General features: G+C 59.0%; 9 protein-coding genes and 1 CRISPR repeat array. Of the genes, 2 read left to right on the top strand and 7 right to left on the bottom strand.

The window, feature by feature from the left end:
- Nucleotides 1-292: 292 nt before the first annotated feature.
- Nucleotides 293-1,099 carry an alpha/beta fold hydrolase gene (locus FE781_RS10925; RefSeq protein ID WP_138789664.1) on the top strand — a complete coding sequence of 269 codons (807 nt, stop codon included), beginning with the start codon at nt 293-295 and terminating at the stop codon, nt 1,097-1,099.
- Between the two features lie 88 nt (nt 1,100-1,187).
- Here the strand turns inward: FE781_RS10925 and FE781_RS17635 are convergent, their stop codons facing one another.
- From FE781_RS17635 to FE781_RS10890, 7 genes are all read right to left on the bottom strand, one after another.
- Entirely contained in the window at nt 1,188-2,939 is a 1,752-nt protein-coding gene (locus tag FE781_RS17635) for a CBM96 family carbohydrate-binding protein (protein WP_211346346.1), read from the bottom strand.
- Nucleotides 2,940-3,175: 236 nt separating this feature from the next.
- On the bottom strand, nt 3,176-4,417 hold the full coding sequence (locus FE781_RS10915; protein ID WP_138789663.1) for a DUF445 domain-containing protein: 1,242 nt from the start codon (nt 4,415-4,417) through the stop codon (nt 3,176-3,178).
- A gap of 148 nt (nt 4,418-4,565) precedes the next feature.
- On the bottom strand, nt 4,566-5,222 hold the full coding sequence (gene rnhA, locus FE781_RS10910; RefSeq protein WP_138789662.1) for a ribonuclease H: 657 nt from the start codon (nt 5,220-5,222) through the stop codon (nt 4,566-4,568).
- A gap of 164 nt (nt 5,223-5,386) precedes the next feature.
- Entirely contained in the window at nt 5,387-6,121 is a 735-nt protein-coding gene (locus FE781_RS10905) for a hypothetical protein (RefSeq protein WP_211346345.1), read from the bottom strand.
- Nucleotides 6,109-6,495 carry a C-glycoside deglycosidase beta subunit domain-containing protein gene (locus tag FE781_RS10900; protein WP_170209514.1) on the bottom strand — a complete coding sequence of 129 codons (387 nt, stop codon included), beginning with the start codon at nt 6,493-6,495 and terminating at the stop codon, nt 6,109-6,111. The genes FE781_RS10905 and FE781_RS10900 overlap by 13 nt, the downstream gene beginning before the upstream one ends.
- Before the next feature lie 150 nt (nt 6,496-6,645).
- The gene (locus FE781_RS10895) at nt 6,646-7,659 is read right to left on the bottom strand and encodes a LacI family DNA-binding transcriptional regulator (RefSeq protein WP_170209513.1); all 1,014 of its coding nucleotides are present in this window, start codon (nt 7,657-7,659) and stop codon (nt 6,646-6,648) included.
- A gap of 139 nt (nt 7,660-7,798) precedes the next feature.
- On the bottom strand, nt 7,799-9,085 hold the full coding sequence (locus FE781_RS10890) for a glycosyltransferase family 4 protein (RefSeq protein ID WP_138789659.1): 1,287 nt from the start codon (nt 9,083-9,085) through the stop codon (nt 7,799-7,801).
- 170 nt (nt 9,086-9,255) lie between these two features.
- On the opposite strand from FE781_RS10890, the gene FE781_RS10885 reads away from it, so the two are divergent.
- Entirely contained in the window at nt 9,256-10,395 is a 1,140-nt protein-coding gene (locus FE781_RS10885; RefSeq protein WP_138789658.1) for a glycerate kinase, read from the top strand.
- A 253-nt stretch (nt 10,396-10,648) separates the two neighbouring features.
- A CRISPR array of direct repeats spans nt 10,649-14,286; the repeat unit is 32 nt; unit sequence GTCGCTCCCCACGCGGGAGCGTGGATTGAAAC.
- Nucleotides 14,287-14,419: the final 133 nt, after the last annotated feature.

Genomic DNA, 14,419 nt, shown 5'->3' with positions numbered 1-14,419 from the left:
TTTGACCCATGATTTTCGCGTACCATTCGATCCGTTGCCGTCCACCGTCACGAATGCGCTTACAAATCGATTCGTTCTTCCTCCTCTCGTTCGAAGCGTCTCGTCCGAATTATAGATTCGCGCAAGATAACAAACAATTTGCCGGATTCAACTTCACGCGGTTATCGCCGGAGAAGTTGCATTCGGGTAACCCGATGCAAGAAGCCGGAAAAGGCGAGCCGTTCACATATATCCGCAAGCGGCCTCGTAAACATAAGGGATACGCGCAAATGCGACGAACGGAGGAAGGGGTATGGGGTACTACATTCAAGCGGAGCAAGGCGTCCATCTGTTTGTCGAGGACGTCGGCAGCGGCGTACCGGTGCTGTTTATTCACGGATGGCCGCTGAATCATCTCATGTGGGAGTATCAGGTGACGCAGCTCCCTAAATACGGGTACCGCTGCATTCAGGTCGATCTTCGCGGTTACGGCAAGTCGGACCGGCCCTGGAGCGGATACGGATACGACCGGATGGCCGACGACATCCGGGCGGTTGTCGATGCGCTCGGATTGACGAACGCGCGGCTGGTCGGCTTCTCCATGGGGGGAGCGATCGCGATCCGGTATATGAGCCGGCATAACGGCCACGGCATGTCCCGGCTGATTCTGGCCGCAGCGGCGGCGCCCTCGTTCACGATGCAGCCGGATTACCCGTACGGCATGTCCCGGGAAGCGGTCGATTCGCTGATCGCGGGCCTGTACGCCAACCGTCCGCAGACGCTGGACGATTTCGGCAACCTGTTTTTTGCAAGCAACATCACGGAGTCCTTCCGCAGTTGGTTCAACGCGCTGGGGTTGTCGTCCGACGCGCGCGCGACGATCGCAGGGGCGGAAGCGCTGCGCGACGAGGATCTGCGCCCCGATCTGCCGCGCATCCAGACGCCGACGTATATCTTTCACGGCGTCATGGACCGGGTCTGTCTGTTTCCGTTGGCGCTGGAAATGCACAAGGGGATTCGCGGTTCGACGCTGGTTCCGTTCCAGCACAGCGGCCACGGCCTCTTCTACGACGAGCTGGAGTTGTTCAACCGGAGCCTGCTGACGGCGCTGAAGGAGTAGCGTCCGCCAGACGTTCCCTCTCCGGGGATTGGCCGCGAAAAAGCCCCGTCCGTTCTGCGTCTCCGCAGCTCCGAACGGGGCTTGCCGTTTAAGGCGTAATGACCAATTCCGGCCGATTCGACGCGTTCTCCGAGCTGTTCAGCGTCGTATACTTGCCTACGCTCTCCTGCAGCACGAACGAAGCGACGGCGTCTCCCGCCGCTTGAGCCCGCACGTACGCGGTGACGTCGATCTCGTGATAAGCGTCGGCCGTACCGATCGGAACGCCGCTGATGACGGAACCGACCGCCGGCTTGTTGTTCCAGGTGAGGGTGCCTTCGTTCCAGTTATCCGCCGTCTCGTAAGCGGACAGGGTCGTATTGGAGGAGGCGCTGCCGTATACCCGAAGCTTTGCGCTGCTGACGGAACCGATTCCCGGCAGGCTGAACTTCAGATAGGCGATCCGGTTTTTGCCGCTGTCCGTCTTCAGATACAGGTTGTCGTTCGTTCCGTAGTTCGTGTCCGCGTTGCTGCCTTCGTAGACGTAAACGTCGTCCGTCGGTTGAAGCGTCGACGTTCCGCCGCCTCCGCCGCCGGACAGCGTGGTCGCGCTAACCGGCTGGCTTGCCGCCGACTGATTGCCGGACGGGTCCTTGGCCCGGACATAGTAGGAATACGTCGTCGAGGCGCTTAATCCCGTATCGCTCGCGGACGGAGCGGATACGGTCTTCAGATAGCTGCCGTTGCGGTAGACGTCGTATCCCGATACCTCGACATTGTCCGAGGACGGGAGCCAGTTCAGATCGATCCGGCTCGACGAGACTGCCGTCGCGGACAGTCCGCCCGGAACCGTCGGCGCTTGCGTATCTTCCGACGGTTCGCCGCCGCTCACGGTGACGTTGCCTTTGTACATATTGCCGGAAGGACTGCGGGTGTTGCCCGAAGCCGTTGCGGACGAATCGCCCGCCGCGTTGACGACATACGGCGACGCGTTGTCCAGATACAGCCTGTTGTTCGTGAAGGAGGCGTTCTGTCCCCAACCGTCAACCTGCACGTGCATCTGGAACGCATCGACGATGATGCCGTTATTGTTCCGGTAGCCGGTATTGCCCCGGATAATCGCCTGATTGCCCTTGACGTCGATGAAGCTGTCGGCGTAATTCGCTCCGCTGATTCCCGTTCCGTTAAACGTGGAGTTTTCGACGATGGTGCCGGTCGATCCCTCCTTGATATCGACGTGTTCGGCCGTGACGTTCGGGCCGATCGTCACCCCGGAAATCCGGTTGTTGTCCGTTTCCTTGATGTAGGTCGACCATTTGCCCTTGTCGGAACCGACGTAGATGCCTTCGCCGAAGCCCGCTTCGGCTTTGCCCGTATCGTGAATATACGAGTTCCGGATGACGTTGTTCGAGCTGCCGTCGCGGTAATGCACCGCCTCATGCCCGATATGGTACACCTCGACGTTGTCGATCAGCGTCCAGTTGGCATGGTCCAGCATAATGCCTTTTTGCGAGTTCGTCACCTTCAAGTCCTGGATGACCCAATGATCGCCGGTAATGTGCAGGCCGTAGCCGCTGCCCGTCCCCGTTCCGTTCAGCGTCGCCGGATTCGAGGAGCTGGCGCTGCGCAGCGTGATTTTGGCGGATGAGGTTCCTTCCGCCGCCGCGACAAATTTGCCGTTAAACGTCGTCCCCGCCGCCAGCACGATCGTGTCGCCGGGCTGCGCATTCGCCAGCGCGGAGGTCAGGCAACTGCTCGTGCTGCAATTCACCGTCGCAGCCGAGGCGGGCACGGGCGCCACGGCGGCGAGAGCCAACACCAAACTTGCGGTCAAGCTTGCTTGCGCCAATCGGTTTTTCACTTCATTCACGCTCCTTTTCGGATTGGATTCGGCCTATGCCGATGCGGTCTCGCTCCTGTTGACGGGTTCGCGCAACCTCCTTTCGGGACAAGTTGTATCCGCTTACATTTTCTAGTCTACACCTACCTCCGGCCTGCTCGCTTATGTTTTCTTTATGTCGCGCTTGGGTATTTTTCAGGGGGTGAGACGAACTGTTGCCATAAGAAAACCGCGGCGGAAATCCGCCGCGGCCGCTCTCATATCGACTGGACGAAAAACAGCGCGAGACCGATCACGAATCCGCAGATCGCGCCGTTCACCCGAATCCACTGCAAGTCTTTGCCGACCTTCTCCTCCAGCATGCGCACCAGCGCCTCGTCGTCCATCCGGTTCAGGTTTTCCTTGACCAGTTCGCCGATGCGGTAATGGTTTTCCTCCACCAGCCGGACCACGCCGTCCCGCAGCCTCTTCTCCAGCCCGCCGATCCAATCCGGCCGGCCGGACAGCCAGCGGATCAGTCCCCGGTAGGCGGCGAACAGGCCGCGTCCGCCGTTGTCCCGCTCCCGCTCCAGCTTGTCCAGTGCAAGCGCGCGGAGCTCCTCCAGCCGCGAGCGCAGGAAGTCCGTCGCCCCGTCGCCCTGCACCGTATCGCGCAGCCAGTCCTTCAGCGACGCGAGCCGCTCCTCCTCGTCCGCCAGCTGGAACAGGCGGACCCGCAGTTCCCGAACGATCTCGTTCCGGTACGGATTGTCCCGGTTCTGCAAATCGCGCAGTCCCGCCACCAGCATGTTCTGCAGGATGCCCCCGAGCTGCTCTTCATCCATGAAACCGGCGAACGCTTGGACAGCGAAACCCATAAAGCCGCCCATCCGAACCTCGGCAAGCCGGCTGCTTGCGATTTTCCCCAGCATCGCCTTCGTCTCCGCCCGGACCACCCAGCGCGACACCTCGCGCAGCACGTAATCGAACGCCCTCTCGTCGTACCGCTCCTCCATCAGTCGAGTCAGAGCGCGTTCGGCCGTCGGCTTCCAATCGGCCCTGGCGATATAACCGGCCAGCCCGGCCTGCAGCGTCGGAACCGCCCGCTCCAGCGGAAGCTCCCGAACGACGGGAATAAGCGCCTCGGCCACGCCGCGGCGGAACGTTTTGCTCGCCATCCGCCTTGCGATGGCCGCTGCGCCCAACCCGAGCAGATTCAGTCGGCTCAGCTTCTCCCCGATGCTGCGTTTGTTCAGCAGCTCGTTCTCCAGCGCCGATACGAGCGAGCGGACGATCCGCTCTTTATTTTTCAGCAGCAGCGACGTATGCGGAATCGGAATCCCCAGCGGATGCCGGAACAACGCGGTCACCGCGAACCAGTCGGCGATCCCGCCGACAAGCCCGGCTTCGAAGCCCGCCTGCAGCAGCCGTACGATAAACGTCTGGGGCAAAAACAGCGTAACGACGAATCCCGTCGCCATGACGGCCAGCGATAGGCCGGCCAAATATCTCGACTTCATCTCTTATGCGGCCTCCCGAACGATTGTCGCTTCCTTGTCATCGTATCACGATTCGGCATTCGAATAAAGAAAGCCCCCGCCGCGCGCCGTTTCCCGCAAAAGGCGGCTTCGGGGGCCCCGGCGCCAAGCAGTCCGGCCGCGGGCCGCTTTACTTGCGGCCGTAGTCCGCTTTGATCTCGCCCCATTTGTCCGTCTGCCACTTCAATACCTTGTTGTCGTAGTCGTTCGTTTTCAGCCAGGCGATCGCGCGGTCGACCAGGCTCCAGATCTCGCGGGTGGATTCGTCCCTCGGGAGCGTCGAGAATACCGCTTTTTGCTTGACCCATTTGATCGCGTTCGCCGAATCGCTGTACACCGTCTTGGAGCTGCCCAACTTCTTCAGGTACGCCAGAGCGTGGACGATCGCGAGAAACTCGCCGAGATTGTTCGTTCCCCAGACCGGCCCGTACGAGAACAGCACCTCCCCCGTCCGGGTATCGACGCCTTTATATTCGGTCGGCCCAGGGTTCCCTCTTGTCCCGACGTCGACGGAGATGCTGTCGTAATCGATCTCGTCTTGTTCAGCGTATGAAGCCGACTGCTCCGGGGATGCCGGCCGGCTCCGCGCGTCCGGCCGGGCCGGCGCTTCTTGTCCCCCTTCGCCGCTCCAGCCGGACTGAAACGCCGCTTCCGCCTCGGCTTTGGACTCATAAGACTTGAACCGGGCCCCTTCGAACCGGTGGACTTGCTCCTGACATTCCGCCCAGGTCGTATAGATGCCGGGCTTGCGGCCGACCCAGACGACGTAATATTTCGTTTTGGCCATGCGGGCGCTCCTTTTGGCGATAATGCCTGTGTTCGCTGGGCCTTATTATACCACAGCCGCCGCCCGCGCACGGAGCGGCCGAAGCCGCCAGCGCCTCCGGCGGCCCGGGAGCCAAAAAAGGACGCACAACCCGGGAGCCCCCGGCCTTGCGTCCTTGTCCGTCCTTATGCTTTTTCGAGATATAGCCCCAGTTCCCTGTACAGGTTCTCCTCCAGGTAATCGTGCAGGTAAAACCGCGACAGCACGTAATGATCGGCCATATCGTCCGGCTGGAACCGCCGGAGCAGTTCCGTCATACGCGGACGCACGCGCTCCAGCCCGGTGCGGTTGTTGCGGTAGTTGTTCATCAGCGAACGCCATTCGGCCGCGTCGCCCGGATACAGCTTCCACCGGTAGGCGTATTTGTGGATGGCGCGCGACCGGTCGGTGGCGATCTCGAAATCGTTCATCACCGCGATCAGCTCGGCGATATCCCGGTTCCTCCGCACTTGCCCGGCAAAGTGGCGGATGATCGAATAGTAGTCCTCGTTCTCGTAGCGCCCCACCTTGCCGCCGACCGTATCCTCGTCCAATCCGTGGAAAACCGCCAGAAACCGGTCGATATACCGGTCCGTATCGCTATGCCGGTTCCAGCATACCTCGGCATGGAACCCGTTCAGATACCAGGTCGTCTCGAAGATCCCATAAGGCGTGCCCAGGCTGAAAGCCGCCGTCCAGTTCGTGCCGACGACGCAGTCCAGACCGAGCTTCGCCGACGTATCCCGCCACTGGATCAGATTATCCAACCGGTTGACGGCGACGGGGTAATTCTGATGCTCCGCCCAATCGAAGCAGCGCACCGCCGGCGCCCCCATCACTTCGATGCCGAGGCGGCGGAACTTCGCCGTCAGCTCGGACACCTCCGCCTGCCGAACGCATATTGTTCGGTCACGATTACAATCGTATGCTCGCCCGCAGGCAGGCCTCCGGGGAGCAACACCGTCCATTCCGTGGGAGCCCCCACTTCGAACGTATAGGGCTGCTCGGGGGAGATCGTGGCCGCATTGCGCTCAGATCGGCCTTGGCGAATCCATACGAGATGCGATTCCGCTTCCTCCCCGTTCAGCAGCAGCTTGAAATCGATCGCCATGCCGCCCAAGGCAAGAGGAGGATTATCCAGATTAAAGCGGAAGCCGATCCGTTCCCCTCCGCAATAAACGTTGCGCAAGCTGTTTTTGACATACGTCATTTCGTAAAAAATTTCGCCCAATTGCTTGGTTTCGATCCGATTCAACAGATTCACCCGCCTGACGTTGTTTTGTGGCATCGGCACCCTATTACAGCGCCTATCATCATTCCCCAGGTCCACACATGCTCCTTCCGGAGCGGGACCGTGCGCGCAATCGCGACTTTTGCCATCGTTGGCATTTTGCCTGAAAAATTTTTATACGGATTGTCTTTCGCAAATGGAAGGGGCGATCAATGTCCGCATCCCGTTTTGGCCGCTGCCGTCCAACTGCTGGAACAATATGCGAAGCGCGGTTTGAGCCATAGCGGGAATTTGCTGATCGATGGTTGTAATCGGCGGATGGTAGAACGCACCCATGGCAATCTTGTCGATCCCGAGTACGGCGACCTGATCCGGTATGCGAAGGTTTTGCTCGTAGACCGCGCGATACACGCCGATTGCGCGTTCGTCTCCGGATATGAAGATCGCGTCCGGCCTTGGCGTCCCGGCCAGCGCTTCCTTCGTCCGCGAATAGGCTTGCTCGATATTCCCCACGTCGTACTCGATGCGCGCCTGCCGGCCGGGGTCCGGATTTTCCGCCAGATAGCGCCGGATGCCCTCCGCCCGTTCCTGATTGACGATGTAATCGCGGTTGCCGAGCATAAACAGGATATGCTTGCGTCCTTTCGAGACCAGATACTGGGCGGCTAGATACCCGGCGTACACGTTATCCAGATCGACGTATGAAGTGTCGAAATGGTCGCGGTCTTTGCCGAGAATGACGAACGGAACCTTTTTGCTGCGCAAATATTCGACCCGCTTGTCTTTCTCTTTCGTATCGAACATGACGGCTCCGTCGGCCATTCCATGCTTCAAGAGATAAAATCCGTCGTTCTCGTCTTCCGTGTAACTGTCCGCGGAGGAGGACGAGATAACCATCCGGTAGCCGCTGCGGCGGGCTTCCTTCATCATCTCCTGCAGCATCTCGTTATGGAAGGCTCCCCAGAATTGGCCCCGATGCTGATCGACGAAAGCGATCAAGGTATTCGTCCGCTTCTCCCGCAAGCTCTTCGCCAGCAGATTCGCCTCAAAACCGGTCTCGGCGATCACTTTGAGAACTTTCTCGCGGGTCTCGGCTTTTACATGGGGGTCATTGTTGATTACCCTGGATACGGTTCGGACGGAAACCCCGGACAGATGCGCCACATCTTTAATGGTATAAGTTTTCACGATATGCATCCCCTTTTGGCGGAGGTTGGGATGGCGTACGGCTCCTTCATTGGGCATCAGTCCATATGCCATCGTTGGCAGGGTCCATTGTATTTGGTTTCTTTTGGAGTGTCAACTCCGAATGCCTTGAACGCTCGGCTCAAAACCACCGGGAAAGAATCGTTTTCAAAACATCGAAGGAGAAATGCCGCTCACCCAGCCGGAAATTGCGCTCCGTCGCCGCATGGCGAAAATCCCCATCCAGCAAATAACGAAGGGATTCGCGGGCCGCTCTCTCGATGACATCCCGCTCCACGCTAACGAAGCCATCCGCATCGACGCGGTGGGTGTCGCCGAGGGATACGATGTCGAACCCGCAAGGCTTGATATCCGTTCCATAAACCGGATATTCGTATACCACCATCGGCTTCTTGGCGAACAAGCCTTCGAGGAATTGATTGCCCCATCCTTCCAGCACGCTTGGGTACGTGATCAAATCCGCATGAACATAGGCATCCCAGAGGGAATACATTTTCCGGCCGCCGCGGGTCAGACGGGTCGCTTCGATCCTGTCGTTGACGTGAAGCAGCTTTACATGCTTTTTCTCGGCTCTCCGGACGAGCCCTTCCCTATACCAATCGGACGATTCCGGAAGCCCGGCCAGCACCAGCACGATCTCTCCGTCCTCCACCATCCTTCTGCCGTCATAGAGCGGCTTGTCCCTCAACCGGCTCAGATGGTTCGGCTTGCCCAGTTCGGCCGCCAGATCGATGGCCAGCTCGATCGCTTTGCGTTCGGCGATGCGGGTAGCCTGAAGGATTAGGATGTCGCTGTCCTTCACGCCGATCGCCTGCCGGAAGTCCCCGTTATATTCGTCCACCGTCCAAGCCGGCGTCGAAAAATCGAAGACGTTCGGCACCACGACGGACTGAAGCCCGGTGCGTTTATGCAGTTCGTCCTGGGCGATCTTATTGATGACGGCATGCGATGCCCGGGGAAGGGCGGGAGGGAAATAACGCCGCAGCCATTCGCTCACGTAGATGTTGGTCGGGTTGCCGTACCGGGAACGTTCCCAATGAAAATCGTGATTGTGGGCCACGCAGGTGATATTCTTTTTGCGGGCTGCTTCCGCAAACGCGATCGCGGCGGGAAGCCCCCACCCTAGCGACCAGATGTTGTTCGGCACGAGCACATCCAGCCGATAACGGTCGATGGCGAGGCACAGCGCGGCTTCGGTGCGGGCCGCAAAGGCCAGCACATCGTCACGGAACGATTCGGCGTCCGCGTAATCGGCCAGCTTCTCATACGCATTGGCGACAAATTGATGGTTGACCGGGTGCTGATAATGCAGCTCTTCGATCACAATTCCGTCCTGTTCCCCCAGGCTTCCGGCGAGATAATATACACGGTGGCCCATGTCTTCCAGAACCCGTTTCCACTTCTCCATTTCCAACGATACGCCGTCCGTCTCTCCTACTCGGAAATGGCATAGCTATGTTCATGTGCGCAAGCCTCCAAAAAGGTGTAGCCATCGATAGCAAATGAAATGATATACTGAATACTAAAAGAATCTCGCGCAACATACAACGAATATTTACGGGATGAAGGAGAAGGATCATGAAAATTATCGTCGCCCCGGACTCCTTCAAGGGGTCTCTGTCCGCCATACAAATTTGCGCCGCCATCCGCGCCGGCATCCAACGGGTCGAACCCGATGCCGACATCATGGAAATGCCTGTGGCCGACGGCGGCGAAGGCACCGTGGAGGGTATGCTTCATGCCTGCGGCGGCACCCTGGTGAAGGCGAACGTATCCGGGCCGTTGGGAGAACCGGTTAACGCCGCCTACGGCATTTTGCCGGACGGTACCGCGATTATCGAAACCGCCGCCGCTTCCGGGTTGCCTCTCGTAAGCGCCGAGGATCGAAATCCCCTGATCGCTTCCACTTACGGAACCGGAGAGCTGATTGCGGATGCGCTGAACCGCGGATGCCGGAAGTTCATTATTGGTTTGGGTGGAAGCGCCACCAACGACGGAGGGACGGGACTGCTGGAAGCGCTGGGCGTCCGGTTTTACGATGCGGACGGCGATCCGCTCTCCCGCGGGGGCGGCGAGCTGCGGCGTCTGGCGTCGTTCGATATGACGGGCATCGATCCCCGCATCCGCGAAAGCTCGTTCGTGCTCGCGACCGATGTGACGAATCCGTTGTGCGGCCCCGATGGAGCCGCAGCGGTATTCGCCCCGCAAAAAGGAGCGACGCCCGAAATGATCGAGGTGCTGGAGGCGGGACTTCTGCGCTTCGCCGAGGTGATCCGGAACGGCCTGAACCTGGACGTCCTTTCCGTCCCCGGAGGCGGCGCGGCCGGCGGCATGGGGGCCGGTCTGTATGCGTTCCTGAAGGCGGCCTTGCAGCCGGGCATTGACATTTTGATGGAGAAGGCCGACTTCCGCAACCGGCTGGCGGATGCCGATCTGGTGATAACCGGAGAAGGCAAGCTGGACCGGCAGACGCTCTCCGGCAAAGTAATTGCCGGCATCTGCCGGGAAGCGAAGCAAGCCGGCGTCCCGGTCATCGCTCTGTGCGGGGGAATGGAGCTATCCGCCGAACAGATGGACCAGATTGGCCTGACGGCCGGATTCTCTATTGTACAACGCCCCTGCTCGTTGCAAGAGGCTTTCCAGCATACGGCGGAATGGGTCGAACAGACCGCCTCGCAAGTGCTTAGAGTCACCCGGATGAAGGGTTTTGTCAAATAAAGCGGGTCGTATGGGCAGCGGCCGCCATTGATTCGGTAGCCGTCAGCCTGTACGATATAGTTTAGGAACATTTGAAGGTTGAAGGTGCGAACCCCAAGCTCACATGATTTTCCTGGGAGGTTCGCACCTCAAGCAGGACAAGACTTTGCGGGGTTTTTCCAGCTTCACGGGCATCTCCGGACCCCCTTCTGCAAACAGGTTCGCGAAAATAGCCTCTAGAACCCTTGTACAGCAAGGCTTCTCGCATCATGCAGTCGCTCCCCACGCGGGAGCGTGGATTGAAACCGGCGCCCACGGAATGCTGTCGACACGCTTACGCTGTCGCTCCCCACGCGGGAGCGTGGATTGAAACCTCCGCTGCTGCCGATTCAACATCTCGGCCACCTTTTGTCGCTCCCCACGCGGGAGCGTGGATTGAAACTTCGACGTAGCCGCAACATCGCCGCCCGCTGTCTTGTCGCTCCCCACGCGGGAGCGTGGATTGAAACCGTCAAGTGTGCATGACGAAACTATGGCAATCGCGTCGCTCCCCACGCGGGAGCGTGGATTGAAACTCGCGCTGCCTCCGAGTCAGCAGCGCCGATGACACCGCGTCGCTCCCCACGCGGGAGCGTGGATTGAAACGCCCATATAATGAAGAAACACGAAAAACAACGTAGTCGCTCCCCACGCGGGAGCGTGGATTGAAACTCATATGTCCGCTGTCTCCTGCATGGCATTGAAAGTCGCTCCCCACGCGGGAGCGTGGATTGAAACATTATCGTTTACTAGATAGGCAATTGCCATAGTTTCGTGTCGCTCCCCACGCGGGAGCGTGGATTGAAACCTTCACACAAGTAACAAACGCTATCATAACTAAGTCGCTCCCCACGCGGGAGCGTGGATTGAAACTCAATACTTTTACAGTATCGGAAGCGGAAGACATGTCGCTCCCCACGCGGGAGCGTGGATTGAAACCGATTGGAATAGTCGGGATTATTTTCAATTCCGATGTCGCTCCCCACGCGGGAGCGTGGATTGAAACCTGCGAAAAGATCAGCACTGGGCCCGCGTCTGGGTTATGTCGCTCCCCACGCGGGAGCGTGGATTGAAACGTTAAGCACCGACGAACTTGCGGAGCTTGATCGAGTCGCTCCCCACGCGGGAGCGTGGATTGAAACTCCGCACCCTCTTTTTGCCCATACAGTTCCTTCGGTCGCTCCCCACGCGGGAGCGTGGATTGAAACCGCGTTTGTACTGCCGCTTGTACCCGAGCCGCTCCAAGTCGCTCCCCACGCGGGAGCGTGGATTGAAACTACAAAACACCGAAGTGGAAACGGAAGCGGAAGTGCATGTCGCTCCCCACGCGGGAGCGTGGATTGAAACCCGATCCACGCTAGATACAAGCTCACCTAGACGCTTGTCGCTCCCCACGCGGGAGCGTGGATTGAAACGTTAAGCTAACGCCAAATTAACGCTATCTACTTATGTCGCTCCCCACGCGGGAGCGTGGATTGAAACAGCCGTGCGTCGCCAAATCCGAACCTCCGGCGCAGTCGCTCCCCACGCGGGAGCGTGGATTGAAACAGAAAAGCTACAATGTCGGTGTGGCACCAGGGACTGTCGCTCCCCACGCGGGAGCGTGGATTGAAACATGGTTTATGACGTATCCATCAGGAATCGGACCGTGTCGCTCCCCACGCGGGAGCGTGGATTGAAACCTCAAACCATCGGCGGGTGATTAGCTCGATGTACGTCGCTCCCCACGCGGGAGCGTGGATTGAAACGGTATTGCAGCGCGTGGGATAGCCAGACCCGGTAAAGGTCGCTCCCCACGCGGGAGCGTGGATTGAAACGAGGCAAGCTGCGCCAGCGTGTAGCTGTGGCGGTCCGTGTCGCTCCCCACGCGGGAGCGTGGATTGAAACTTCGCGAGGTCGAGAAGATGGCAGAGTATCATAGTCGCTCCCCACGCGGGAGCGTGGATTGAAACTCAATACCGCTAATGCCCTGCCAGTCGTCGTCGACCGTGTCGCTCCCCACGCGGGAGCGTGGATTGAAACCAATCCGCATGACATTGCGTATTCATTCACATCCTTAGTCGCTCCCCACGCGGGAGCGTGGATTGAAACATTTTGTTCGCCAATGTTTATTTCTCCAGCGTAAGTCGCTCCCCACGCGGGAGCGTGGATTGAAACGTACAGAAATAGGTAATCGCTAATAACGCCATCATAAGGTCGCTCCCCACGCGGGAGCGTGGATTGAAACCAACAGTTCGGCGGGCAAGTCCTGACCGATCAAATCTTGTCGCTCCCCACGCGGGAGCGTGGATTGAAACGATTCAAGGCGTAGGCTCGTTTAACTTTGCGTCAACTGGTCGCTCCCCACGCGGGAGCGTGGATTGAAACATTGTATTTTACAGCTTTAACCCACCGAAATCACAGTCGCTCCCCACGCGGGAGCGTGGATTGAAACCCGGTTTAATATTGTTGGGGTCCGGTCCGATAACGGCCGTCGCTCCCCACGCGGGAGCGTGGATTGAAACCCATTGCTTGCCGTCGAAGATTTTGCGCCCGCGATAGTCGCTCCCCACGCGGGAGCGTGGATTGAAACTTATACAAGATCGGGGTTGTTCTGGCAAAGGTGCTGCATGTCGCTCCCCACGCGGGAGCGTGGATTGAAACAGTGATCGAGACAACGCAAGAGCAAGACTTTGCAACGTCGCTCCCCACGCGGGAGCGTGGATTGAAACAAGATTTTGCCCGATAACATAGACCGGCTCGAACAGAGTCGCTCCCCACGCGGGAGCGTGGATTGAAACAATTTGTCAGCCTCGTCAAGCGCGGCGCGAACAAACGCGTCGCTCCCCACGCGGGAGCGTGGATTGAAACGTGAATAGCGATATCCTGCAGGCTGAGCGGGCGCACCGTCGCTCCCCACGCGGGAGCGTGGATTGAAACCCATTCGGCACTGGGTAGGGTCCTGGCGAACACTTGGTCGCTCCCCACGCGGGAGCGTGGATTGAAACTCCGATTGAAACAAATTACGGGGCTTGCCGAGATGTGTCGCTCCCCACGCGGGAGCGTGGATTGAAACACCAGCAGTTTGTCATTGGCTTCGACGGTCTTCTGATTGTCGCTCCCCACGCGGGAGCGTGGATTGAAACTTTGGCTGCCAATGCGACGCCGCTCACAAAGTCGATTACGGTCGCTCCCCACGCGGGAGCGTGGATTGAAACTGCGTGCGGAAATCGCCCACCAGGCAAATGCCGAGTGTCGCTCCCCACGCGGGAGCGTGGATTGAAACAAGAAGCTACCGAACTTATCACGCTCCGCGAAGTGTCGCTCCCCACGCGGGAGCGTGGATTGAAACCCGCCTCCCTAACTCGCTCTCTCCATCTCTTCCGTCGCTCCCCACGCGGGAGCGTGGATTGAAACCGCTTTCGCGGTCGCCGCGACGATCGGAAACCAAGCAGTCGCTCCCCACGCGGGAGCGTGGATTGAAACCAACCCCTGCTTGTATACGTCCCGTTCTGCCTTAACCCGTCGCTCCCCACGCGGGAGCGTGGATTGAAACTCCTGCGTTATGGAACCGAGGTTGTACGTAATGACATCGTCGCTCCCCACGCGGGAGCGTGGATTGAAACTTTGCTGGCTCCAGCGTGTTGTATATAACTTCGATCGGTCGCTCCCCACGCGGGAGCGTGGATTGAAACTTTCGCAATTCGCTCTTTTTCCGCTTCGGTCAGTGTCGCTCCCCACGCGGGAGCGTGGATTGAAACCGTTTACCGCTTTTGACCCGTTTGCCTACGCCAACGTCGCTCCCCACGCGGGAGCGTGGATTGAAACTTCTCCTTGTCCAGCTCCATCACCCCCTTTCGTAGTCGCTCCCCACGCGGGAGCGTGGATTGAAACTATACAGGAGCCATTCCTGTAATGAATGAATTCGAGGTTTGAATGAAAAAAGTACCTTCTGTATACTGGGGAACGTTCCGACCAAAGAACAAATCCCAGCGCAGGAGGCACTCTACAATGAAGTATAAACACG

This window comes from Paenibacillus thermoaerophilus (assembly GCF_005938195.1).
Taxonomy (GTDB): Bacteria; Bacillota; Bacilli; order Paenibacillales; family Reconciliibacillaceae; genus Paenibacillus_W; species Paenibacillus_W thermoaerophilus.
The sequence above is the reverse complement of the archived record's forward strand: the minus strand, read 5'-3'. Positions and strand labels throughout refer to the sequence as shown.